28 protein-coding genes are annotated in these 24,287 nt (G+C 43.7%); 15 read left to right on the top strand and 13 right to left on the bottom strand.

Annotation, left to right across the window (positions count from 1 at the left end):
• Positions 1-14: 14 nt before the first annotated feature.
• Positions 15-1,088 (bottom strand): DNA alkylation repair protein, encoded by a 1,074-nt coding sequence (locus NYE49_RS05375; RefSeq protein ID WP_047182358.1) that lies wholly within the window; start codon positions 1,086-1,088, stop codon positions 15-17.
• 485 nt (positions 1,089-1,573) lie between these two features.
• On the opposite strand from NYE49_RS05375, the gene NYE49_RS05380 reads away from it, so the two are divergent.
• Both NYE49_RS05380 and NYE49_RS05385 read left to right on the top strand, forming a co-directional pair.
• Positions 1,574-2,440, top strand: a complete 867-nt coding sequence (locus tag NYE49_RS05380) for a Cof-type HAD-IIB family hydrolase (protein ID WP_003233277.1) — start codon at positions 1,574-1,576, stop codon at positions 2,438-2,440.
• 111 nt (positions 2,441-2,551) lie between these two features.
• On the top strand, positions 2,552-4,057 hold the full coding sequence (locus tag NYE49_RS05385; RefSeq protein ID WP_014476306.1) for a coproporphyrinogen III oxidase: 1,506 nt from the start codon (positions 2,552-2,554) through the stop codon (positions 4,055-4,057).
• An 18-nt stretch (positions 4,058-4,075) separates the two neighbouring features.
• Here NYE49_RS05385 and khtU read toward each other — a convergent pair whose 3' ends face one another.
• From khtU to khtS, 3 genes are all read right to left on the bottom strand, one after another.
• Positions 4,076-5,293, bottom strand: coding sequence for a K(+)/H(+) antiporter subunit KhtU (gene khtU / locus NYE49_RS05390; RefSeq protein WP_047182359.1), 1,218 nt, complete (start codon positions 5,291-5,293; stop codon positions 4,076-4,078).
• A gap of 6 nt (positions 5,294-5,299) precedes the next feature.
• On the bottom strand, positions 5,300-5,797 hold the full coding sequence (gene khtT / locus NYE49_RS05395; protein WP_015383233.1) for a K(+)/H(+) antiporter subunit KhtT: 498 nt from the start codon (positions 5,795-5,797) through the stop codon (positions 5,300-5,302).
• Between the two features lie 63 nt (positions 5,798-5,860).
• Entirely contained in the window at positions 5,861-6,199 is a 339-nt protein-coding gene (gene khtS / locus NYE49_RS05400; RefSeq protein WP_080030652.1) for a K(+)/H(+) antiporter modulator KhtS, read from the bottom strand.
• Positions 6,200-6,363: 164 nt separating this feature from the next.
• On the opposite strand from khtS, the gene NYE49_RS05405 reads away from it, so the two are divergent.
• Entirely contained in the window at positions 6,364-7,131 is a 768-nt protein-coding gene (locus tag NYE49_RS05405; protein ID WP_015483023.1) for an enoyl-CoA hydratase, read from the top strand.
• Between the two features lie 20 nt (positions 7,132-7,151).
• On the opposite strand, the gene NYE49_RS05410 is transcribed toward NYE49_RS05405, so the two are convergent.
• Positions 7,152-7,337, bottom strand: a complete 186-nt coding sequence (locus NYE49_RS05410; protein ID WP_003233264.1) for a YhzD family protein — start codon at positions 7,335-7,337, stop codon at positions 7,152-7,154.
• A 126-nt stretch (positions 7,338-7,463) separates the two neighbouring features.
• Between NYE49_RS05410 and NYE49_RS05415 the strand changes: the two genes are divergently transcribed.
• From NYE49_RS05415 to yhaL, 6 genes are all read left to right on the top strand, one after another.
• Positions 7,464-8,360 carry an ABC transporter ATP-binding protein gene (locus NYE49_RS05415; RefSeq protein ID WP_342410972.1) on the top strand — a complete coding sequence of 299 codons (897 nt, stop codon included), beginning with the start codon at positions 7,464-7,466 and terminating at the stop codon, positions 8,358-8,360.
• Positions 8,353-9,612, top strand: coding sequence for an ABC transporter permease (locus tag NYE49_RS05420; RefSeq protein ID WP_015383237.1), 1,260 nt, complete (start codon positions 8,353-8,355; stop codon positions 9,610-9,612). Before NYE49_RS05415 ends, NYE49_RS05420 begins: the two co-directional genes overlap by 8 nt.
• A gap of 106 nt (positions 9,613-9,718) precedes the next feature.
• Positions 9,719-10,945 carry an exonuclease SbcCD subunit D gene (locus tag NYE49_RS05425; protein ID WP_015383238.1) on the top strand — a complete coding sequence of 409 codons (1,227 nt, stop codon included), beginning with the start codon at positions 9,719-9,721 and terminating at the stop codon, positions 10,943-10,945.
• Positions 10,946-10,949: 4 nt separating this feature from the next.
• A complete protein-coding gene (gene sbcE / locus NYE49_RS05430) occupies positions 10,950-13,841 on the top strand; it encodes a DNA repair/recombination ATPase SbcE (RefSeq protein WP_080344263.1) in 2,892 nt (963 codons plus the stop codon).
• Between the two features lie 73 nt (positions 13,842-13,914).
• Positions 13,915-14,859 (top strand): 3'-5' exoribonuclease YhaM, encoded by a 945-nt coding sequence (gene yhaM / locus NYE49_RS05435; RefSeq protein ID WP_003245698.1) that lies wholly within the window; start codon positions 13,915-13,917, stop codon positions 14,857-14,859.
• A 124-nt stretch (positions 14,860-14,983) separates the two neighbouring features.
• A complete protein-coding gene (gene yhaL, locus NYE49_RS05440; RefSeq protein WP_003233252.1) occupies positions 14,984-15,196 on the top strand; it encodes a sporulation protein YhaL in 213 nt (70 codons plus the stop codon).
• Between the two features lie 40 nt (positions 15,197-15,236).
• On the opposite strand, the gene prsA is transcribed toward yhaL, so the two are convergent.
• Entirely contained in the window at positions 15,237-16,115 is an 879-nt protein-coding gene (gene prsA / locus NYE49_RS05445) for a peptidylprolyl isomerase PrsA (protein WP_015383240.1), read from the bottom strand.
• 159 nt (positions 16,116-16,274) lie between these two features.
• On the opposite strand from prsA, the gene yhzE1 reads away from it, so the two are divergent.
• Positions 16,275-16,361, top strand: a complete 87-nt coding sequence (gene yhzE1 / locus NYE49_RS05450; protein WP_003327753.1) for a sporulation protein YhzE1 — start codon at positions 16,275-16,277, stop codon at positions 16,359-16,361.
• Between the two features lie 124 nt (positions 16,362-16,485).
• Positions 16,486-16,572, top strand: coding sequence for a sporulation protein YhzE2 (yhzE2, locus tag NYE49_RS05455; protein WP_003155248.1), 87 nt, complete (start codon positions 16,486-16,488; stop codon positions 16,570-16,572).
• Between the two features lie 52 nt (positions 16,573-16,624).
• Here the strand turns inward: yhzE2 and NYE49_RS05460 are convergent, their stop codons facing one another.
• Positions 16,625-16,807 carry a hypothetical protein gene (locus NYE49_RS05460; protein WP_024571667.1) on the bottom strand — a complete coding sequence of 61 codons (183 nt, stop codon included), beginning with the start codon at positions 16,805-16,807 and terminating at the stop codon, positions 16,625-16,627.
• A gap of 107 nt (positions 16,808-16,914) precedes the next feature.
• Positions 16,915-17,433 carry a DUF3267 domain-containing protein gene (locus tag NYE49_RS05465; RefSeq protein ID WP_003245590.1) on the bottom strand — a complete coding sequence of 173 codons (519 nt, stop codon included), beginning with the start codon at positions 17,431-17,433 and terminating at the stop codon, positions 16,915-16,917.
• Between the two features lie 207 nt (positions 17,434-17,640).
• Here NYE49_RS05465 and NYE49_RS05470 point away from each other — a divergent pair, with 207 nt between their 5' ends.
• On the top strand, positions 17,641-17,982 hold the full coding sequence (locus NYE49_RS05470) for a YhaI family protein (RefSeq protein WP_009966921.1): 342 nt from the start codon (positions 17,641-17,643) through the stop codon (positions 17,980-17,982).
• On the opposite strand, the gene NYE49_RS05475 is transcribed toward NYE49_RS05470, so the two are convergent.
• Both NYE49_RS05475 and NYE49_RS05480 read right to left on the bottom strand, forming a co-directional pair.
• On the bottom strand, positions 17,979-18,590 hold the full coding sequence (locus NYE49_RS05475; RefSeq protein ID WP_047182361.1) for an HTH-type transcriptional regulator Hpr: 612 nt from the start codon (positions 18,588-18,590) through the stop codon (positions 17,979-17,981). The two genes, NYE49_RS05470 and NYE49_RS05475, sit on opposite strands and share 4 nt — an antisense overlap.
• A gap of 177 nt (positions 18,591-18,767) precedes the next feature.
• Complete coding sequence (locus tag NYE49_RS05480) at positions 18,768-19,124, bottom strand: YtxH domain-containing protein (RefSeq protein WP_003245875.1); 357 nt, start codon at positions 19,122-19,124, stop codon at positions 18,768-18,770.
• A 128-nt stretch (positions 19,125-19,252) separates the two neighbouring features.
• Between NYE49_RS05480 and NYE49_RS05485 the strand changes: the two genes are divergently transcribed.
• The gene (locus NYE49_RS05485; protein WP_014476318.1) at positions 19,253-19,444 is read left to right on the top strand and encodes a hypothetical protein; all 192 of its coding nucleotides are present in this window, start codon (positions 19,253-19,255) and stop codon (positions 19,442-19,444) included.
• A gap of 73 nt (positions 19,445-19,517) precedes the next feature.
• Here the strand turns inward: NYE49_RS05485 and trpP are convergent, their stop codons facing one another.
• The 3 genes from trpP to NYE49_RS05500 form a co-directional block, all read right to left on the bottom strand.
• On the bottom strand, positions 19,518-20,036 hold the full coding sequence (gene trpP, locus NYE49_RS05490) for a tryptophan transporter TrpP (RefSeq protein WP_003233236.1): 519 nt from the start codon (positions 20,034-20,036) through the stop codon (positions 19,518-19,520).
• A gap of 124 nt (positions 20,037-20,160) precedes the next feature.
• Positions 20,161-21,240, bottom strand: coding sequence for a 3-phosphoserine/phosphohydroxythreonine transaminase (serC, locus tag NYE49_RS05495; protein WP_047182362.1), 1,080 nt, complete (start codon positions 21,238-21,240; stop codon positions 20,161-20,163).
• Positions 21,241-21,386: 146 nt separating this feature from the next.
• On the bottom strand, positions 21,387-21,824 hold the full coding sequence (locus NYE49_RS05500) for an HIT family protein (protein WP_003233231.1): 438 nt from the start codon (positions 21,822-21,824) through the stop codon (positions 21,387-21,389).
• 487 nt (positions 21,825-22,311) lie between these two features.
• Between NYE49_RS05500 and ecsA the strand changes: the two genes are divergently transcribed.
• Together ecsA and ecsB are read left to right on the top strand one after the other, a co-directional pair.
• Positions 22,312-23,055 (top strand): ABC transporter ATP-binding protein EcsA, encoded by a 744-nt coding sequence (gene ecsA, locus NYE49_RS05505; protein WP_003233230.1) that lies wholly within the window; start codon positions 22,312-22,314, stop codon positions 23,053-23,055.
• Positions 23,048-24,274, top strand: a complete 1,227-nt coding sequence (ecsB, locus tag NYE49_RS05510; protein ID WP_017695369.1) for an ABC transporter permease EcsB — start codon at positions 23,048-23,050, stop codon at positions 24,272-24,274. The genes ecsA and ecsB overlap by 8 nt, the downstream gene beginning before the upstream one ends.
• Positions 24,275-24,287: the final 13 nt, after the last annotated feature.

Genomic DNA, 24,287 nt, shown 5'->3' on the forward strand with positions numbered 1-24,287 from the left:
GATTTTTTACTTATTCAGCAAACTTGGAAATCCAATGAATCTTTTACCTCTCCATTGATGATGACTGATAATGTATGAATTCCTTTGTAATGCTTTCTGGTGGTTAAATCCTTAAAGGATTGGATTCTTGTGTATGACTTTGTTTCGTTTTTTCGTATATTTGTTTCTGTTATTTTAAATACTTTCTGATGACGCTGGCCTCTTGCTTTTACAAAATCAATTGCGTACTCAATTCTTACTTTTTGATCCCTGTCTGAATGAATATAGAAAGAAAATTCAAGGCTTTCGCCAATAACTATACGTTTGGGCTGACATGTTAAATCATGTAGTTGTATCGAATCAGCATTTTCATAACCAAAAAGCGCTAAGGCCTGTTTATCACCCTTTTTTAATAGGGTCCGATAGGCATGTTTGATAATCCAGTCTGTATGGGGATGTGTTCCGTACCATTGATCTGCGACTTTTCTCAGTAAATGAGGATGCGTTTTTGATATATCATTAAGGTTGTTGGCCACGCTTTTCCTTACATATAAGGACTCGTCCTGCATCAGCTTTTCAAGGATCGGCAATACGGGGGAAGGGTCCGATTTCAAAGCCGGTATCGATTTTCCCCACGGCAGGCGGGGCCTGCTGCCTTCGCTCGCAAGTCTTCTCACGTGTTCATTTTTATGCTCAGACCATGCAAGCAATTGTGCAATCATCTTTTCTTGATCTAACAGCAAAAAAGGCCTTACAGCAAATTCTGAGGTGGAATATTGCGTAAAGTATTCCAATGCCTTTATTGATTCTTCCCAATGCGCTAACCCGTACTGTTCCACATAATCTGGAAATAAAATTCCGCTGAGTCCTTTAAAATGAGGGGCTGTATCCCGTAAAATTGCGAGCGCTTCAACGTATTGTTTTGGCAAAGTTTCGTATAAAGAAACTGTCACGCGGCGCATCCGCTCTTTTAAAGTGAGTTCAGGCCAGTCCTCCAGCCGTAATGTATCCAAGAATCTGTTTTTGTTAAAATCAGGATAGGATGACCTTACATGATGGATCAACTGAGATATCAGTTCTTCATTATATATTTCTTTTAAATCAGCCATATAAACACCGCTTTTTCGTTTATTATTTATATTGTATGGGAATGTACGTTCTGAATCAAGTGTATAGTCCTAAAAATTAACAACTGATCCTACCACGGATATACAAAAGTTGGTTACTTTTTTTAGTTAAAAAAACCCTTGTCATCGGAAAGGAAAACTGAGATAATAACATTGAAAGCGCCTACACTTACCTATTTCAAATGGATACGGTCGCATATCATGCCGTTATATAGAGGGGATAAGCAACAGAGAGTAAGTGTTCGGAGCGCATCATTGGTCAAACAAGGGGTTCCTGATACATGATTTTTCGTAAATCGAAATAACGATATTAGGGAGAATGGCTGCTTCGATCGTATCCTATCAACAAGCCATACATAAAGTCTGCTGAGCCAGGCTTTTTTTGCTTTAAGAAAAGGTTGTTCTAAACACAGAGACAGGGTCATATCCTATACACAAGTACAGTCATCAAGGAGGGGGACATCTCTGTGTCAAAACAATTGCTTGCCTTAAATATAGATGGAGCGCTGCTTCGGTCGAACGGGAAGATTCATCAGGCAACGAAAGACGCGATTGAATATGTAAAGAAAAAAGGGATTTACGTCACACTTGTGACCAACCGTCATTTTCGCTCAGCACAGAAAATAGCGAAATCGCTAAAGCTTGATGCCAAGCTGATCACCCATAGCGGGGCATATATCGCTGAGAAAATTGACGCCCCGTTTTTTGAAAAAAGAATTTCTGATGATCATACTTTTAACATTGTTCAAGTGCTGGAGAGCTATCAATGCAATATTCGGCTTCTTCACGAAAAGTATTCTATCGGAAACAAGAAAAAGGTGAATTCGAATTTATTGGGGAAAGCACTCATTCATCCGTCTGACCCGATCTTTTATCCAGTCCAGTTCGTTGAATCATTAAGCGATCTCCTCATGGATGAGCCGGTGAGTGCACCCGTCATCGAGGTGTACACGGAGCACGACATTCAGCATGACATTACAGAAACGATTACAAAAGCCTTCCCTGCGGTGGACGTGATTCGCGTAAACGATGAGAAGCTGAATATCGTCCCGAAAGGTGTCTCGAAGGAAGCGGGGTTGGCCCTCGTCGCTTCAGAGCTGGGCCTGAGTATGGATGATGTCGTGGCCATTGGGCATCAGTATGACGATCTGCCGATGATCGAACTTGCAGGTCTTGGGGTAGCGATGGGGAATGCCGTTCCGGAAATTAAGAGAAAGGCAGATTGGGTTACAAGGTCCAATGACGAGCAAGGTGTCGCTTATATGATGAAGGAATATTTCCGAATGCAGCAGCGAAAAGGATTTCTTGATAAGTTCCACATGAAACGTGTGTAAAAAAGCCGCTCGCACCCTGACAGGTGCGGCGGCTTTTTTGCCGGATTGATTTTAGCAGTTTATTTCTGTACACTAAAGAAAGTTTTGAATCTGATAAATTAGGTGATGAAGTTGCAAATTAAAATAGAAGGCATACATGATGACCGCCTGCATCGGCCTCTGCAAAATATTGCAAATTTGTTTTATGAAGAGTGCGAGCTTGCGTATGGCGGAGAGGAGCCCGCAGATTTTGTCATTTCTTTAGCGTTGTCACAAACGGATGAGCATGTGACGGTTTCGGGAGAAGTGAAGGGTACTGGCATAAAGGAACAGCATACAAAAATTTTTTCTCCCGGCATGACTGAAAAAGAAGCTTTTAAGCAAGTGAAAAACACAATTTCTTATGTGTATCTCAATCTTCTTCAGGCGCATACGGGCATTACGCAGAAGTGGGGAATCCTGACAGGAATCCGGCCCACAAAGCTGCTTCATAAAAAACTGCAAAGCGGAATGTCCAAGGAGCAAGCGCATGCTGAGTTGAAAAAAGACTATTTAATTCATGATGAAAAAATCATGCTAATGCAGGAAATTGTTGACCGTCAGCTGGCGGCAGTTCCGGATTTGTACCGAGTAAAGGATGAAGTCAGCATTTATATCGGCATTCCGTTCTGCCCGACAAAATGCGCGTATTGCACATTCCCTGCGTATGCCATCCAGGGACAGGCGGGCAGAGTCGGTTCATTCCTATGGGGACTGCATTACGAAATGCAGAAAATCGGTGAATGGCTGAAGGAGCATGATGTTAAGGTTACAACCATTTACTTTGGCGGCGGGACGCCGACAAGCATTACAGCGGAGGAGATGGATCTGCTGTATGAAGAAATGGTCCGCTCCTTCCCGGATGTGAAAAACATTCGTGAGATTACGGTGGAGGCCGGTCGTCCTGACACGATTACAGAAGAAAAACTCGCCGTTTTAAACAAATATGACATTGATCGGATCAGCATCAATCCGCAATCCTATGAAAACGAAACGCTAAAGGCGATCGGACGGCACCATACGGTTGAAGAGACCATTGAGAAATATCATCTGTCACGCCAGCACGGCATGAATAATATCAACATGGACTTGATTATTGGTTTGCCTGGGGAAGGCGTGAAGGAGTTCAGGCACAGTCTTTCAGAAACAGAAAAACTGATGCCGGAATCCCTTACCGTTCATACTCTTTCATTTAAACGGGCGTCAGAAATGACGAGAAACAAGCATAAGTACAAAGTTGCCGGCAGGGAAGAGGTTTCTCAAATGATGGAAGACGCGGTAGCCTGGACGAAAGAGCATGGGTACGTGCCTTATTATTTATACCGCCAGAAAAACATTCTTGGAAACCTTGAAAACGTCGGATACTCTTTGCCGGGACAAGAAAGCATCTACAACATTATGATTATGGAAGAGGTGCAGACGATTATCGGCATCGGCTGCGGCGCTGCTAGTAAATTTATTGATCGGGATACAGGGAAAATCACGCATTTTGCGAATCCAAAAGATCCGAAATCGTACAATGAGCGCTTCGAGCACTACACGGACGAAAAAATCAAATATTTAGAGCAGATTTTTGAAAAAACGACAAAGCAGCACTGATCACAGTGCTGCTTTTTTTTATCCCTGTTTTTTTGCGGGCTGAACCTCAGGCTTCCATTTAAATACCTTGTTCAGCAAGCGGTAAATTCGTTTTGATTCCTTTGTGACAAGCGGTCCCAAAATCGCCAGAATGAGGACATATAATGCGGCAAACGGCTTTAATGTGGCCGACAGTCCGCCTGCTATTCCGAGATTCGCAACGATAATCGAAAATTCTCCCCGCGATACGATCGTCAGCCCGATATTCGATGAAGCCTTATGAGAAAGCCCTGCGCGTCGTCCTGCCACCATTCCGGCGATAAAATTTCCCAGAATGGTCAAAATCACTGCACCCAACGCAAGCCAAACCGCTTCACCGAGCGAAAACGGATCGATGCTGAGGCCGAAGCTGAAAAAGAACATCGCACCGAAGAAGTCGCGAAACGGAACGACGAGGTGTTCAATCCTATCGGAATGCTCTGTTTCTGAAAAGACCAAACCGAGCAACAGCGCGCCGATTGCTTCCGCTACATGAATCGTCTCGGAAAACCCGGCGATAAAAAAGAGTGCTGCGAAAATGACGATAATAAACACTTCGTTTGAGCGAATGTCCAACAGTCTGTTCAACAGCGGCGGGAGTTTTCTTGCTGCGATAAAAAACAGCAGCATATAACCGAAGGCGATCAAAATGGACAAGAGCGCACTCCCTACGGATGTCGCATCACCTAGCACAAGGCCGGAAACAACGGACAGATATACGGCAAGGAAAATATCTTCAAACATGATGATGCCGAGAATCAATTCGGTTTCCGGATTGGCGGTTCTTTTTAAATCAACGAGCACTTTTGCGACAATCGCACTTGACGAGATTGTGATGACGCCTGCGAGGATGAGGACTTCCAGAAAGGAAAATCCGGTGATAAACCCGTAAAGCAGTCCGAGGCTGAAGTTAATCAAAATATAAATCGTCCCGCCGACCGCGATTGATTTTCCAGATTTGATTAACTTCCCGACAGAGAATTCGAGTCCGAGATAGAAGAGGAGGAACAGTACGCCCATTCGCCCGAAAAACTCGATGATTTCACTGCTTTGAATAAATGTTAGATCAATAATCCCTATTTTCGGCGCGTGCGGTCCAACAAGCATTCCCAGCACAATCAGAAACGGAATAATCGAAAATTTAATTTTATTGGCGATCACACTGGCGATTGCCACAAGGACAAGTGCAGTTCCGACTTCAAATACAAGATGGTCCATCGGGGCTCACACGCCCTCTCCAGAAAGAAAATCGTGAATCAGTTTCTTCAGATGCTTTCTCTCACCTGAGAGGACAAGGGTGTCATTTTCTTCAATAATCGAATCGGCTCCGGGATTTAGGAGCTTTTCCTGGTTGTGTTTGATAATGGCAATCACAGTGACATCGTAATTCTGGCGAACATCAAGCTCTCCGAGTGTGCGTCCGATCGATTTGGCGCCTTTTTCGACCTTAAACCATTCAATAATAAGATCGCTGAAGGCCATCTCGATGGACTCCAGAGCTTGCGGTTTATAGACCATACCCCCGAGAATAGCTGCAATTTGCCTTGCTTCAGTATCATCCAATGAAATATTTGAAAGAAGCTCATCCGGGTCCCGGTCATTAAACCGGTAAATTTCCCTTCTTCCGTCATCATGAATGATAATCGTCATTTTTTCGTGGCTTCTTGTTTCGATTTCAAACTTTTTGCCGATGCCCGGCAGATCGTTTTCTTTAATATTCAATGAAAATCCCTCCGAATGTAGTGTTGGCAGTATGGGGTGAGTTACAAATAAAACTTGAGCAAATTATATTCGGAGGTAATTAGACTGGTATTTGACAGGGACGGCCCAAGCCTTTTCCAGCCTGTTTATCAGCGGTTCGTCAAGTGGTTTGACAGAGAGCTGCCTGACAGACTGCGCCAGCGGGCTGTACTCTTTGATCAGCTCAGCCGGGTGCATGCTGCCCGGCGATGGCGTTTTTGCCGATTGTGTTTCCTGCGGATATGAGGACATAGGCACATAGCTGTCAGTGCTTGCTTCAAACTGGGAAGGCAGAACCACGTCCGAAGGGGGAAAGTACACCATAAATAAACTTAAAAGAAAACTGATCAGCAATTTATCCATGTTCCTTTCCTCCCTTCTCATCAAGATATCCCTTCTATTTCACTATATAAAACTTTATGTTTCCATTCAAACAATATGCATTTTTCAGTATCTATTGACCTTGAAAAATAAAAAGGTTTATTTGAGGATGGCGGGGAATGTATAGGAGAAAGAAAAAAGCAAGCGCATACATGGAGGTGCTTCATATGGAGTTTGTTCAATATGCATGTAATGGGGCCGTTGCAGAGATTATCCTGAATCGGCCTGATGCCCATCACGCCCTGAATGAACAGATGCTGTCTGAATTGAAGGAGGCAGTCGAAATGGCGGCTGCAAGCGAGGCGCTCATCGTTCTCCTGAGAGGAAGCGGGAAAGGCTTTTCGGCCGGCGGTGATATCAGGATGATGACGTCAGAGCATGACTCTGATCAATTTAAACGGCTGATGGATACGATTGAGGCTGTCACCCTGAATTTATATCAGATGAAGAAAGTGACAATTGCAGCCATTCATGGCGCTGCTGCGGGACTGGGCCTGAGTTTGGCGCTTTGTGCGGACATTGTGCTCGCTGAAAAAAACGCCGTCCTCGCGATGAATTTTATCGGCATTGGGCTTGTTCCGGACGGCGGAGGACATTATTTGCTGAAGAAAAGAATCGGTGAAGCAAAAGCGAAAAAACTGATTTGGAGCGGAAAAAAACTATCTGCCTCGGAAGCTGACGATATGGGGCTTCTTGATGGGACATTTGCCGGAGACCCTGCCGAAGGCGCAAGACCCATTATCGAAACCCTGTTGGCCTCCCCTCTTTTGGCGATGATCGAAACGAAAGCTATTTTTCAAAGCCTCCAAATTGAAGAACTGAAAAAAGTGCTATTCCTTGAGCGCAGCGCCCAAGAGAGAATGAGAAGGACCAAGGATCACCAAGAAGGAATCCGTGCCTTTTTAGAAAAACGGGAGCCGAAGTTTCAAGCGTAACAGATCAGCCGGAAAGCTGATCATCTGTGAAACAAAATCAGCTTTCCGGCTGCATTGACTAAACGATGAGTATGACTATGAAGCTCTTTTTCTTTTAAGAGGGCTTCACCATGCGTTTTTGCCGCTTCTTCATGTTCTGCCTCGAATTGCTCGTTTACCAGCGTGTTCCCCGAAGGATCAAATACGGTAAGGAAATAATCAGCCATCATGTTTCTCCTCCATTTTAAGGTTTATCAGTCTTTCTCCATTTATATTCTAAATAGGAAATCAAAATCCTTTATTATGCTTAATCCAAAATTAGTATATAATGGGTCAGGGAAGGAGGAGATTCAGTGCTTACAATTGATCACGTAACGAAGACATTTGGAGATTATAAAGCCGTTGACGGATTGGACTTAGATATTCCGGAACAGCAAATGTTCGGTCTATTAGGCGCAAACGGAGCGGGAAAAACAACGACGTTTCGCATGATCCTAGGATTATTAAGCATTACGGAGGGCTCAATCAGCTGGAAGGGCCGTCTTGTGAATTATCATATCAGCAACAAAATCGGTTATCTGCCGGAAGAACGGGGCCTTTATCCGAAAATGAAGGTAAGGGATCAGCTCGTCTATCTTGCCAGATTAAAAGGGATGGAGAAGCGGGAGGCTGTAAAAGAGCTCGGGACATGGCTTGAACGCTTCAATATCACAGATTACGAGAATAAGAAGGTGGAAGAGCTTTCAAAAGGGAATCAGCAGAAAATCCAATTCATTTCGGCAGTTTTGCATAAGCCGGAGCTCCTGATTCTAGATGAACCATTCAGCGGCTTGGACCCTGTCAATGTTGAGCTGTTAAAAGAGGCTGTGATCTCGCTGAAAAACAGCGGTGTTTCTATTTTATTTTCAAGCCATCGGATGGAACATGTGGAGGAGCTTTGTGAGAACCTTTGCATATTGCAGAAAGGAAAACCGGTTGTACAAGGCAAGCTGAAGGAGATCAAGCGTTCTTTCGGTAAAAAGAATGTTACCATTCACTCCGATGACGATTTGCGCTTTTTGCAGTCTCATGAAGGCATTCTTCAATGGAAGGAAACGGCAGACGGCGTCAAGCTGCAGATTGCCAATGAAGACATTTCTCAAGAGATTTTTGCGATGCTCCAAGGAAAAGGGTTTATCAGAAAGTTTGAGCTTGAAGAGCCGTCACTGCATGATATTTTTATAGAAAAGGTGGGGGCCGTCTATGAATAAATTTTGGATCATGCTTTCTCATACATACAAAAATAAGATTATGGCAAAATCCTTTATTATATCGACTGTCATCACGGTGCTGCTTGTTTTAGTTGTAACGAATCTGGAGTCGATCATTTCTTTGTTTCAAGGTGACGATGCGAAAGAAAAAATTGCCGTTGTTGATGAAACAAACGAATTATATCCGGTTTTTTCAAAGCAGCTGAAAGCGGTGGATACAGATGGCGATCTTGATGTGAAGCTGTCGAAGCAATCGGAGGATGAGGTCACAAAGCAAGTCAAAGATGAATCACTCGATGGCATGCTCATCATCAAACGAGATGAAAAAGGGACCATTTCAGGAACATATAAAGCGTTAACGATTTCTGATGAAAGCACGTATCAAACGCTGCAGCAGGCGCTGACGCAAACCAAAACAGCTGTCGGAACAGCGGAGCTCGGCGTGTCGCAGGAAACGATCAGCAGCCTTTATGCGCCCGTTACTGTGGGGCAGAAGGCGCTGAAAGAAGGGGCAAAGTCTGAGGAAGAGCTTGGTCAGACAGTAGGGCTTGTTTACATTATGCTGTTCGTCATTTATTTTTCGGTGATTATGTATGCCAGCATGATAGCGATGGAGGTCGCAACCGAAAAATCTTCGCGAGTTATGGAAATCCTGATCTCAAGTATGCCGCCGATCCAGCAAATGTTTGCAAAGCTGCTTGGTATCGGGCTTGTCGGGATCACACAGCTTGCTATTATTATAGGAGCCGGCTCTCTGTCGCTTAAGCTGAACGAAAAGAGCGAAACGGCTTCATCTGTCGGCGGATTCCTTAATTTGACCGATGTATCTGCAACCACTGTCATCTATGCTGTCATTTTCTTTTTGCTCGGATACTTTTTGTACGCGACACTTGCCGCGTTTCTCGGCAGTGTCGTCAGCAGAATAGAGGACGTGCAGCAAACGATCACGCCGATGACGCTTTTGGTTGTCGCCGGTTTTATGATCGCGATGTTCGGTTTGAATGCGCCTGACGCAGGATTTATCACGGTAACTTCGTTTATTCCGTTCTTTACGCCAATGATTATGTTCCTGCGCGTCGGCATGCTTGATATTCCGTTCTGGCAGGCGGCTGTCGGAATCGGAATCACACTGCTCACCATTGTCATACTGGCCGTTATCGGCGCCAGAATTTATAAAGGCGGTGTATTAATTTACGGCAATTCAAGCGCGTTCAAAGCGATCAAACAAGCGCTACGTTTAGCGAAAAACTGATTGGAAAACAGCCTGGGGATTCTCAGGCTGTTTCTTTATTGACAGAACGTGCATTCGCAAGAATTCGGTGCTAAAATAAGGGTACTTCATCCTGGAAAGGAGCAGAATGTTGACTGATCTAACCTTTATTCATGCGGCAGATCTTCATCTTGACAGCCCGTTTTACGGGATATCGCATCTGCCGGAGCCGATTTTTGCCCGGATTAAAGAAAGCACGTTTGCAAGCGTGAGACATATGATAGACGCCGCAGTGAGAGAACACGTTGATTTCATTTTGCTGGCGGGAGATCTGTTTGATGAAGCCAATCGAAGCTTAAAGGCTCAGCTCTTTTTGAAAAAACAGTTTGAAAGACTCAGAGAGTGCGGGATTTCGGTATACGTCATCTTTGGGAATCACGATCATCTTGGCGGGGAGTGGACGCCGATTGAATGGCCTGAGAATGTCCATATTTTTTCGTCCGCTGTTCCAGAAGAAAAATCGTTTTTTAAAGAAGGCAGGCGCATAGCAAGCATTTACGGCTTCAGCTATCAAGCCAGAGCAGTGACGGAAAACCAAGCTGCCCGCTATCGGAGATCAACTGACGCACCGTTTCATATCGGCATGCTCCACGGCACGCTGTCTGGATCTGAAGGACACGATCCGTATTGCCCGTTTACACATGACGACCTCGTGAAAAGCGGGATGGATTATTGGGCGCTTGGCCATATACATAAACGCCAAGTTCTATCTGCCGAGCACCCGGCAGTCATTTACCCGGGAAACACGCAAGCACGCCATATGAAGGAGACGGGAGATAAAGGCTATTATCTCGTTCGTGTGACTAACGGAGATATTTCTTATGAATTTCAGAGAGCGCATGATGTCCTGTGGGAAAAAGCGGCAGTTGATGTGACGGGGGCAAAGAATATGACCGCCCTCTTCCAAATGGTGGAGAACACGTTTTCGAAGCTGCGGCAAAAGGGGAGCCCTGTTTGTGTAAGGCTTGTTTTACAAGGGACGGCGCCGGAATGGCTGCTGGAGGCGCCAAAAGGCACCTTGGATGAGTTTCTTGAAGCTCTTCAGGAACAAGAAGCGGAAGAGGAACATTTCGTTTGGCCTCTTAGATTGGATGATGAGACTGAAAACGAAGCAAACCTAACAAACCTTGATCCTTTTTTTGGCGGTTTATTTGGAGACATTGATCGCAGCGATCTGTCAGACGTGCTGGAAGGGCTTGAGCGGCATCCAGTGTATAGAAGGCACGCGGACCGGTTTAGACAAGAGGAGGTAAAGGAAATAAAAGAGCAGGCACAGATATTATTGAAAAAACAGCTTAAGGTGCTTGATACATGAGGCGGTGACAGCTTTGCGAATTATATCTTTACATATCTACCAATACGGAAAATTTTCTAATCGGACCTTTCGCTTTTCCGCCTCTCCTGTCCAAGTCATCTACGGATTAAATGAGGCAGGAAAAACGACGATGATGTCATTTATTGAAAGCATGCTGTTCGGTTTTCCGAAAACGAAAAAATATGAACCGAAAACAGGCGGTGTCTACGGCGGTGTTCTAGAAGCTGAACATCCTGAGTATGGGGTGCTGAAGATCGAACGGACGAAAGGGACTGCCGAAAAACTAAGCGTGTACACAGAAAAGGGCGAAGTAAAGCAGGGAGATGTTTTAAAGCAGCTGTTCCAGGGCACAGACAGGTCGTTGTACAAAGCCATTTATTCGTTTGACGTATTTGGGCTGCAGGAAATTCACGCCTTTAATCGGGACAAGATAGGGGAATTTTTGCTCTTTTCCAGCTTGTTTGGTGCTGAAGCCGTATCAAAGCTTGATACAAGGCTGACGAAGGAAAGCGAAAGGCTCTATAAACCAAATGGGCGAAACCCTCAATTGAATCAGGAGCTGGAAACGCTTAAGCAGCTGGCAGTGAAGCTAAAACAGGCTGAAGCAGAGGAAGCGGGCTATCATCAGCTTCTCGAGGAAAAACGAACGCTTGAAGCCCGCCTTGCAGCCGCGGAAATCGAATTGAAAGAGACGGCAGGACATATCCGAATGATTGAGGGGGCGATTGAGCGAAAGCCGCTGCTAAATGAAAAAGCGACACTCGAACAGGTAATTGCAGAATGTCAGGAACATGCAGGACAATTTCCTGCTGACGGACTGCATCAGCTGGAAAAATATGAATCCCATCTTCACCCGAAATCAGCACAGCTTGAGGCGCTTCGGGTGAAGATGGCGGAGTTGGACAAACAGAGGCAAAAGCTTATCCCCGATAAAGAACTATTGGCGAAAGAAACGCTGATACAAGAGCTTTCGGCAGCGTTTCATATGTACCAATCCTGGGGAGAACAGCTGGCAGCCATTCAGGCACAGCTGCGCCAGGCGTCTGCGCAGACAGCGGCAGGGCTGGAACAGCTCAATAAAACGGATGAAAATGAGCTCCTGAATATGAACACCTCATATGATTATGAATGGCAGCTTCAGCAAGCGGTGCAGCAATATGTACAGGCAAGAGACAGAAAACGGCAGCTTGACGAGACGTTTGAACTTGCCCGGCATGAGCTGGAAGACGCGGAAAAGGCCGTTCGTGCCGCTTCGTCCGCGATTCTTGAAAACAGCCAAAGAAAAGATAAAGAAGCAGCTCTTAGAGCATATGATGAAACACAGGGGCAGCACCAAGAGCAAGCGAAGCTCAGAGAACAGCTAACGTTTTTTGAAAGACAGCAGGCTAAACAGAAAAAGACTGTCATTGCAGCTGGTATGTTGTTTATCGTTCTCTTTTCTCTGCTGCAGCAATGGATTCCTGCCATAAGTTTCGGCGCTGCACTTATTGTGTATTGGCTTGTATCAGGAAAACCGTCTTCTCGAAACAGCCGAGAGACAAGACAACCCATGACGGATATTTCACCAGCAGAAGCTGAAATGCTTAGAGAAGCGTTATGGGAGGATGACCGCAATAAGCAGCACCTTCTCACACAGCGTGCAGCGCTCCAGCAAAAGGAGGCGGCGTATGAAAGGGTCATCCAGCAGTTTGAACAGTGGGAAGCCGAAATGGCGCCGTCCTTTACACAGGTTGAGCGTTTTATGAATGAGCTCGGATTTAAGGAAGATCCATCATTTTTGCTTGAGGCATACAGCTTAATGAAGGATGTTAAAAAAGAAGTGAAGAAAAAGCATGAGCTGACCATTGAAGCAGGCAGGCTGAAAAAGCACCGGAGAACATTCGAAGAACGCGTCAGTATGCTTCGTCCCGTGAATCAGAGTCAGGATATCTCCATTTCGGACGCCCTTCACACATTGCGGAAAAACATTGAACGTGAAAAAGAAATTGAGAAGCAAAAAAAGGAAATTGAAACAGATATTCATTATACAAAGGAACAGATGCTTGAACTTGAGCAAGAAATACAGTATTTCCACGCACAGATCAAACAGTTATTTGCCGCGGCTGCTGCAAAAGACAGAGATGCGTTTTTTGCCATAGCCGACATCAGCAGGCAATTGAAGGATACGGAGAACAAGCTTCATCACGTAAACGCACAGCTTCAAGGCGGGCACCCGGAGGAACTTGAACTGGCGGATTCCAATACGCTTTCTGAATTGAAAGATAAGCAATTTGTTGAGAATGAAAGAAAAGAGCGGCTGACTGAGGAGATCGAGCAGCTCCGCAGCCAAATCGCACTGCTCTCAGTCAAACAGGAACAATTAGAGGCTTCGGGATTGGTCTCAGACCTCAAGCTTCAAACCGAAATGCAAAAAGAACGTGTAAAAGAAACGGCTAAAAAATGGGCCTCGATACAAATGGTCAAACAGGTGATCAAAAACAAATTGGAGCGGCATAAAAAAATCGAGCTTCCGCGCCTTCTGGAGACGGCAGGAGAATTCTTCCGCCCTCTGACTGACGGTAACTACCAAACCATTTATTTTTCCGAAACGGATGATTCGATCATGGTTATGCATCGCGATGGAACTGTCTATCATGCGGAAGAGCTGTCACAAGGGACATGTGAACAGCTGTATACAGCGATCCGATTTGCTTTGGCCGTTACGCGCCAGGGTGGGTCAAAGCTTCCGTTCCAGCTTGACGACAGTTTTGTTCATTTTGATCAGGAAAGGCTGAAACGTGTATTACATGTTCTGTATGATTTATCCGAAGGCGGTAGGCAGATTTTGTATTTTACATGCCATGAGCACGTAAAAGATGCATTTCATAGCAGCCAAATCATCCATTTGGTGTCATAAAAGAGGTTCTATAGCTGAAAATCGGTATGTGATATACTGGTATTATGTAAGATACGGAGGGAGCTTTAATAGAATGGCTAAAGGGATTATGCTACATGAGGTTGGCGAACAGGTGGACCAGTATCTATTGATTAAATCCTCGACGAAAGGGATTGCAAGCAATGGAAAACCGTTTTTGACGCTGATGCTGCAAGACCAGTCAGGCGATATTGAAGCGAAGCTGTGGGATGCCAAGCAAAGTGATGAAGTGACCTATGCGCCGCAGACGATTGTCAAGGTCGTCGGCGATGTTCATCATTATCGCGGACGCACCCAGCTGAAGCTAAGAAATATCAGACCGGTAAGCGAGCAAGAAAACGTCAATATTGATGATTTTTTAGAAACCGCGCCGATTCCGAAAAATGAAATGATGGACACCATCACTCAATATATATTTGAAATGAAAAATCCGAATATCCAGCGAATCACAAGGTTCTTGGTTAAAAAACACGAAGCTGAGTTTATGGATTATCCGGCGGCTACGAAAAACCACCATGAGTTTGTCTCAGGTTTGGCGTATCATGTTGTCTCTATGCTGAACCTGGCGAAAGCAATAGCAGATTTATATCCGTCTCTTGATCGTGATCTGCTTTACGCCGGTGTCATCCTGCATGATCTTGGAAAAGTGAAGGAGCTGTCCGGCCCTGTTTCCACTTCGTACACGGTTGAAGGCAATTTGCTCGGCCATATTTCCATCATGGTGACAGAGCTTTCAAAAGCGGCTGAGGAGCTTCAAATCGATTCTGAAGAGGTGTTAATTCTTCAGCATTTGATTTTGAGTCACCACGGCAAAGCAGAATGGGGCAGCCCGAAACCGCCGATGGTGAAAGAAGCGGAAATTCTTCACTATATAGACAATCTGGATGCAAAAATGAATATGATGGACAGAGCGCTTGAGCGCGTGAAGCCGGGCGAGTATACTGAACGCGTATTTGCACTGGAAAACCGTTCCTTTTATAAACCGACATTTCATAAATAACTTAAAAAGGACTGATGCTGACATATTCAGCTCAGTCCTTTTTGATGCGTCTTTCCCGCACATAACTCGTCTCATTCCCGCATATGGTTAAGAATAAAGAATCTATGCAAAGGGGGAGGAGCCCGTGTTATTTTTTCCATGGTGGGTGTATCTTTGTATTGTAGGCATCATTTTCAGCGCATATAAACTTGTGGCGGCAGCCAAAGAGGAAGAAAAAGTAGACCAGGCTTTTATTGAAAAAGAAGGGCAGATTTATATGGAGAGGATGGAAAAGGAGCGAGAACGCCGCAGTTCTCAGCAGCATGAAGAAGAAAATCAAAACCATTCCATCGCATAAAAAAAGCTGTGCGGCTCATTGAGCCTGCACAGCTTTTTTATTATTTAGAACTGCTTGAAGGTGAAGAAGTGCTGTTGCTTGTTGAAGATGTATTAAATGTGTCTTTCAGATCTTTATCTTTTACTTCGATGTCAGCTTTCTTCATGACTTTTTGAACAGCTTCCTGAACAGCTGCGTTGTCATTTAATTTTTGTTCAAGCACTTCAGATTTCAGTTCTTTTTTCATATCATCGTATTTGCCGCGTTCTTCTGTCTTTTTAATGATATGGTAGCCGTATTGCGTTTTGACAGGGTCACTGACTTCACCTGTTTTTAATTTGAATGCAGCTTTGCTGAATGTTTCGTCCATTTGGCCTTCTTTTGCAAACCAGCCTAGATCTCCGCCTTGTGAAGCAGAGCTGTCTGTTGAGTATTCTTTCGCAAGATCTTCAAACTTCTCGCCTTTTTTCAGCTTTTTCTCTACTTCTTCAGCTGTCTTTTTATCAGCAACAAGGATGTGGCTTGCACGGATTTTGCCTTTTAAGCCTTCCCAGTATTCTTTGATATCGGCGTCTGTAACTTTGATGTTATCTTTAGCCGCTTTTTGTGTCAGCAATTCATATTTTACTTGTTCTTTCAGGTAATCCTTGCCATATTGCTTTTCGAGGGCAGTATATTGATCGCCAAGCTGCGTTTTGTATTCTTTCAGCTTGTTGTCAATTTCTTTATCCGAAACTTTATACTTCTTGTCCAATACTTTTTCTTGCACTAGCTGTGTCAGTACGCTTGCGCCAGCTGTTTTCTTCATGTTTGTGTAAAGCTCGCCTTTTGTGACATCGCCTGCGTCTGTTTTTGCGATAACTTCTTTGTCGCCGCTGCTGCAAGCACTGAGAGCGAGGATGCTTGTAGCAGTGATAGCTGCTATTGCGATTTTCTTCATTGGTTTCAAACACTCCTAATCATTCCAAATTAAATTACCTATGCGTATCATAACATATTGTGGCTTTCTGTAAAAAGATTTTAAATAAAGGGCATTCGTCTAGTCAAACTTTTGCTGACGACATACTTATATATTGATCAAGAAAAGGAGGTATGTAACATGAGCGGAGGATACTCTAACGGATTCGCGTTGCTCGTAGTACTGTTCATTTTGCTTATCATCGTAGGTGCAGCTTACATCTACTAAGCAGCCCGAGGATCGCTTGCAACATAAGCGATCCTTTATTTTCACTAGCGCCTAATCGTTTCAAACATGAATTGCATAACATGTAATTGGTAAATAAAGCTTATTACAGGAGGTGCTTTTTAAGATGGGTGAAGTATTTGCAGGCGGATTCGCTTTATTGGTTGTGTTATTTATTTTATTGATTATCATCGGCGCTTCTTGGCTGTACTAATCAACATAAAAAAGCATAGCTGCTTAATCAGCAGCTATGCTTTCTTTCGTATTTACACTGTAAAGGAGATCTCCACAAACGAAGAGATCAGTAAAATTAATATAGATACATTAATAAATCGGAATACCTTATCTTGCCGCTCTTCAGGAATCTCTCTGACAAGGCATAATGTATTGGTGAGCCTGTTTATGAAATATAAAATAAACACGGCAGCCACGATAAAATAGAATAAAATGATGGGAGATTCCCCCTCTCTCTGAACTGTCCCATATTACATTACCAAATATTTATTAAAAAAGATAGAATGCAAATTGAAAAATCGCCACCAGCACCAGGGGTTGACTACTTTTCAACAAGAATATCCAAGCCGTCTGCTTCCTGATCAATAAAAGCGGTTTTCGGTGCTTTTATCAGCTTGAGAGCCAGCAGGAAATCAGGCAGACAGTAGCCGGCGTGAATGCCCGAGATCATGCAGAAATAATGAGCATGATTCGGAAATGCCAGTGCTGCGTAAAACAATACCGGTGTAATCAGCAAGAACGGGCTGACCAGTGAAATGAGCATTGTTGTTTTTGGTATACGTTTCCATGTGCGCATGCGCAATATGTAAAACTTTTTTTCTATTTTTCTTTTTTTGCAGATGATTGGCAGGACATGGATGACTTTATGTACAAATAAAATAACGACGAGCAAACCGCCGAATAAAGATACATATTCATCGCTTAAGCTTGTGCCAGGCCGCAGCAGCTCAAAAGCTAAAAAGGTAGATATAAAAACCAAAATCATAAAACATACAGCAGTTAATATTATGCGAACGGCGCCATAATCCTTCATGAGATTTATGGTCTTCCAGCAATTCATCAAAGTCATCCTTCCATACATCTTGAATAGAATCTCAAAATAATTTACTCCTCCCAAGAGAAAAAATCAATGCTTTTTTAAGAAAAAATATCATCCGGCAGGTATTTTTTTGAAACAAGCAAACAAACTGCGAAATATGGGGTTAGAACTTTCTTCTCAGTGAATTATCAGCTAAAATAAGATTAAAGATAGAAAGAAGTGGTGTGGATGGATTCGATGGATCATCGCATTGAGCGATTAGAATATTACATACAATTATTAGTGAAAACAGTAGATATGGACAGGTACCCCTTCTATGCGCTTCTCATTGACAAAGGGCTGAGCAAGGAAGAAGGGGAAGCGGTTATGAGGATATGCGATGAATTGTCGGAAGAGCTGGCAACACAAAAAGCGCAAGGATTTGTAACCTTTGATAAGCTCCTTGCGCTTTTTGCCGGACAGCTGAATGAAAAATTAGATGTTCATGAAACGATTTTTGCCCTGTATGAGCAGGGGCTTTATCAAGAGCTGATGGAAGTCTTTATCGACATCATGAAGCATTTTGATTAACTGTTTACAGGTTCGAGCTCTTCAGCCGGTTCATCCGCCGCACTGTCCTTTGCTTTTTTCTTCAGTTTTCCGTTTGCGCTTTCAAAGTCATTGTCAATATTGGTGAGTGACGTTTCGAAAATTTCCATAAAATCATCGCCGTAGATATGGCGTATCATACACATCATTTCTGCCACTTCAGGAAATTTTCCGAATAAATGATACAAAGGCTGTGACCCTTTAAAAACAGCGTTGCGTGTCGGATCAAATTCCTCAAGCAAGCTCCAGAATACCTCGGTACCTTCCTCAGTCAATTGGACATATGTGTTCCGTTTATCATTCAGCCGTTTGGAGAACTTTAAATATCCCCGTTCTTCCAGCTTTTTTGAAAAGTTGAATGCGGTTGATACGTGCATGACCCCGAATTTCGCGATTTCAGAAATGGAAGCTCCATTCAATTGATACGCAATCCATAAAATATGATGCTCATTAATATTCAGGTCATACGGTTTGAGCCATTGCTGCCAATCCTTCTCGATCGATTTCCAAAGAGCCTTGCTAAGCTGAGCCATTTTCTGGGTGAAGACCAGAGCTTCTTTCACATCATAGGGCGGTTCCACTCGATTCATTACGTCACCTGCTTCTCTTTTTCTTTTTCTCTATTATGCCAATAAAATAAAGATTAATAAAGATGAAAATGTAAGAATTTTTTAATAAATTCACAAACCATTGCGGCGGAAGGGTTTTTCGGCCAAAAAAAATACGGGTCCAATTTTGGCCCGCATTTTTTTCTTTTGAATAGGATATTAGTTTTGTAAGGTTTTCTCCAGCTGTCTGATTTTCTCTTCGATATCGGCAATTTCTTTTTGCAAATCCTGCTGGTGAGGCTTGATCTCTTCCTGCCATTTTTTAATTGACGTTTGGAGCTCGCCGCCCACGTCTTTAATAACATCCGTGCTTTCTTTTGCCGCTTTGATCAGCTGGTCTTTTAATGCAAGCCCGTCTGACTTTAAGCGTTTGATTGTTTCTTCAAAAGAATCATAATTGGTTTTCATTTTTTCACGCAGCTGCTTTCCTGAGGAAGGTGCAGTAAGAAGAACCGCTGCTCCTCCGATGATGCCGCCTACGAATAGTCCTGTTAATAGAGAACGTCCGCTCGCCATTACAATCACCCCGTCTTTTTCTTCAAATAGGATTCATTCAGCATTTTTCATTTTTGTTGAAAGCCTGAACTTCTATACATAGCTTGCTTTATTTTAGCATATTTTTTAAGTGAAAAGGAGGGAGAAGGTTGTCTGTCTTTTTAATTGTGTTATCCTGCATCACCCTTGCCTTCGCTTCAGGCGCTGTTTACTATATCAGACTTCTCAGCCAGGCTGCTTCTTATCCGCCCAAGAAAGTCATCCGGCAGAAAGCGCTTGTTTGTTCAACCGGAACCGCCTTTACACTATGTCTTATCTTTTTCACAAAACTCCTCGCTTAAAACATGCTGACATGCTGCGAGCGCTATGTTCAAAAAAACCTCTCCCGGAAGCGGAAGAGGTTTTGTGTGACAATTATTTAGCAGCTTCCATAAAGCTTGAACGTCTTAAAATGGTTTGCACAATCGGATAAATAATGATCATTGAGATTGTATTCAGCACAGCGGCCGGCAGAACAACAGCCGCGAACAATGCGGCGAAACCGCCCGGCAAACCGACGATCAATAAAGCTGACGATAGAAACACAATTCCTGATAAGATGGTCCCGATCACTGTCAGCACAGCGGCTGCACCTGTTTTTCGGCTCTTTCTGAACAAGAGAAACAGGGAGAAGAACAGAAACGCTGATACGGGTTTATCAATGATGTTAGGGATCTGTCCAGCTGGAAACGCGGTTGTAAGCGCGGAAATGATTCCGGTCACAATCCCGATGACGAGTACATTTTGCACCCGCGGGAACAGCAGAATGCCCATGAACATCATGATCAGCATCATATCTGGTTTCATGCCGCCTAAAAAGGGCGGAATAATGGAATGAAGCGCTGCGCCGATTGCGGCAAACAGAGCCATAATGACTAACTCTTTTGTTTTCATAACTATGCTCTCCTCTGCTAAGCTTTTTGCCCTCCAATAATATGCTCATCATTTATTGCGAAGGCTTTACAGAATGTGTTATGTAAACAGTATACCAAACGGACGGTTTACATAGCCAGACTTTTTACTCATTTTCCTGCTGGAATTTCTTCATGAACGCAGCTAATTTTTCACAGTCTTCGAGAGAGACCGCGTTATAAATAGAAGCGCGGCAGCCTCCCACCGAACGGTGTCCGCCAAGGCCGATCATCTTCGCATCTTTTGCTTTCTGAACGAATGTTTTCGTTAATTCGTCATCCCGAAGCGTGAAGGTGACATTCATGTGTGAGCGGCTGTCTTTTCTGGCATGTCCTTTATAGAAGCCGTTGCTTTCATCAATACAGCTGTAGAGAACCTGCGCTTTTTGTTCATTGCGCTGTTCAACAGCTTCCACACCGCCGTTTTCCTTGAGCCATTCCAGAACAAGGCTCAGCATATAAATCGCAAATGTCGGCGGAGTGTTGTAGAGTGAATCCGCTTTGACATGCGTGGAATATTTCAGGATTTTTGGGACGTTCGCATTTTCATTTTTCAGCCAGTTTTTTTTCATGATGACTACAGTCACGCCGGAAGGGCCGAGGTTCTTTTGGGCGCCACCGTAGATCACATCAAATTTAGACACATCGATTTTTCTGCTTAAAATATCGCTGGACATGTCGGCTACGAGCGGAATTGGAGAATTCGGAAACTCCTGCCACTGAGTGCCGAAAATTGTATTGTTGGATGTGATATGTAAATATGCGCCGTCTTTTACATTTGTAAGGTCAACCTCTGGAATATAGCTGTAATTGTCTGTTTCACTAGTAGCGATGATAGACGTGTTCCCGAACAGTTTCGTTTCTGCCAGTGCTTTTTCAGACCAAGCGCCTGTCATGACAAAATGTGCGGTTTTTTCAGGTGTTAAAAAGTTCATCGGAAGCATTGAGAATTGAAGGCTTGCCCCGCCTTGAAGAAACAAGATATCGTAATCTTCCGGAATGCCCATCAGTTCAATTAAGAGGCTTTTCGCTTTTTGGTGCACCGCTTCATACTCTTTGCTGCGGTGGGAAAGCTCCATAACAGACATGCCGGATTCGTTAAAATCAATAAATTCTTTCTGTGCTTTTTGCAGAACTTCCAGTGGCAGCGCTGCAGGACCTGCGTTAAAATTCGTTGTACGTTCCATTATGATCTCTCCCTGTTTTCCACGTTAATGTATAAAATAATACAATTATCCTATCACAAAAATTCAGTTTTTTGATAAAAAATTAGAATTATCAAAAGAAATTGACGGATGTTTGCGAAATGTTCACAAAATAAAATAACCTCATCTTATGATGAGGCCAGGCGTTTTGCGATAGAGGAAGAGATGTTCTGCAGATCCTCCGGTTTATAATCATCAGCATGCGTTTTCCAAACCGCTCCGAAACCATCTCCTTTTCCGTAGCGAGGGATAATATGCATATGGTAGTGGAACACAGATTGTCCAGCTTTTTCGCCGTTATTGTTCAGCGTATTTAAGCCGATCGGTTCAAATTCATCCCGGATAGCGCGGGCGATTTTCGGAACAGCATGGAAATATTGTTTTGCTAATTCATCTGTAAATTCATATACATTCTCAATATGTGTTTTCGGAATGACAAGCGTATGGCCTTTTGTCACTTGGCTGATATCAAGAAAGGCAAGTACATGTTCATCTTCATACACCTTTGCGGATGGAATGTCGCCGGCGATAATTTTACAAAAGATACAATTCTCTGCACAATGCATGAGGGTTCCTCCTTATGAAATTGTTTAGTATGTATACACTCATCGTACCACAGAAATGCAGAAAATAGAAAACAGGATGAACGGCGAGCGTTCACCCTGAATGCAGAGGAAGAGCTTATATGAAGAAAATGTGTTATGCCTTTGGTAAGCACCTCATTTGTCAATAAAATGAAGACTTGTTTAATGCCTAACGATTCCTGCGATAAACACCTCATTTGACAATTTGCTTCATACATGAAGAATTCATCAATTCAGTGAAGAGAAATGGTTTGAGCATTGGACATGTTTATTTTCTATCCAACTGTTTCTAAGACGTCTTTGACAAACACCTCATTTTTCAGTTGATATGCTTTTCCTCTACAACTATTAAGATGTCCAGAACCCTGTCTCTTTATGACAGCAAATTCATCATTTGTTAAAAGGGAATTGTTTCAAATCAGGCCTTGTTTTTGGTACTATGAAGAAAAACACTATAAGGGGAGAAACTATGTCTCTGCTATCGGTAAAAGACTTGACCGGCGGATATACAAGGAATCCGGTTTTAAAAAACGTATCATTCACCCTTGAACCGAATCAAATTGTCGGATTAATCGGGCTGAATGGTGCTGGTAAAAGTACAACAATCAGACACATCATCGGGCTGATGGACCCGCATAAAGGTTCAATCGAATTAAACGGTAAAACGTTTGCTGAGGATCCGGAAGGCTACCGTTCACAATTTACCTATATACCTGAAACACCTGTTTTATACGAAGAATTGACGCTGATGGAGCATCTTGAACTAACAGCCATGGCATATGGACTGTCAAAAGAAACGATGGAGAAAAGGCTGCCTCCGCTACTAAAGGAATTCCGAATGGAAAAGAGGCTGAAGTGGTTCCCGGCCCATTTTTCTAAAGGAATGAAGCAGAAGGTTATGATTATGTGCGCATTTTTGGCAGAGCCTGCGCTCTACATTATTGATGAGCCTTTTCTAGGGCTTGATCCGCTTGCCATTAACGCGCTGCTTGAACGGATGAATGAAGCGAAAAAAGGCGGGGCGAGCGTACTGATGTCAACACACATTTTGGCAACGGCAGAACGCTATTGCGATTCGTTTATTATTTTACATAACGGCGAGGTGCGGGCGCGCGGCACGCTGTCAGAGCTCAGAGAGCAGTTTGGAATGAAGGACGCGGCGCTGGACGATTTGTATCTTGAGCTTACAAAGGAAGACGCTGGCCATGAATAATATGCTTGATATTTGGCAGTCGCGGCTGCAGGAGCATATCAAAGAAACAAGAACATACATGAAATATATGCTCAACGATCACCTCGTCATTGTTTTGATTTTTTTTCTAGCGGGCGCTGCAAGCTGGTACAGCAAATGGATACGGGACATTCCCGCTCACTTTCCGTCCTTTTGGGTGATGGCTGTGCTGTTTTCGCTCGTGTTGACAAGCTCTTATGTGCGAACGCTTTTGAAGGAGGCTGACCTTGTTTTCTTATTGCCACTTGAAGCAAAAATGGAGCCTTACTTGAAGCAGGCGTTTGTCTACAGCTATGTGTCTCAGCTGTTTCCGCTTATTGCGCTGAGCATCGTTGCGATGCCGCTTTATTTCGCAGTCACACCGGGGGCTTCGCTCGTATCGTATGCCGCGGTCTTTGTCCAACTGTTGCTGCTGAAAGCGTGGAATCAGGTAATGGAATGGCGCACGACTTTCCAAAACGACCGCAGCATGAAACGGATGGACGTCATCATTCGCTTTGCGGCGAATACACTCGTTCTTTATTTTGTTTTCCAATCTGTTTATATGTATGCGCTTCTCGTCTATGTCATTATGGCTGTTCTTTATCTGTATATGTCTTCCGCAGCAAAACGGAAAACTTTTAAATGGGAAAGCCATATTGAGTCCGAATTGAGACGAAAGCAGCGTTTCTATCGGATTGCCAACCTGTTTACTGATGTGCCGCATTTGCGAAAGCAAGCCAAACGCAGAGCTTATCTCGACTTTTTGCTGCGGCTTGTGCCGTTTGAACAGCGCAAAACATTTGCCTATATGTTCACCCGCGCCTTTTTGCGTTCGAGTGATTATTTGGGCATTCTTGTAAGATTAACGATCGTTTTCGCGCTGATCATTATGTATGTCTCAGCTAGCCCACTGATTGCAGCGGTTTTGACTGTATTTGCCATTTTCATTACGGGCATTCAGCTTCTGCCGCTCTTCGGCCACTTTGACCATCTGGCGCTTCAAGAGCTGTACCCTGTGAAAAAAGAAACAAAGCTGAAAAGCTATTTCTCTCTATTAAAAACTGCACTTAGTATTCAAGCGCTGCTGATGTCTGTTGCATCTGCCTATGCAGCCGGCTTGACCGGTTTTCTGTACGCGCTGATCGGTTCTGCCGTTCTGATTTTTGTTGTTTTGCCTGCTTATATGACAACCAGGCTGAAAAAGCACGGAAAGCTGTGAACTGAAAAGAGGT

This window comes from Bacillus sp. FSL L8-0358 (assembly GCF_038593095.1).
In the GTDB taxonomy this organism is placed as follows: Bacteria; Bacillota; Bacilli; order Bacillales; family Bacillaceae; genus Bacillus; species Bacillus subtilis.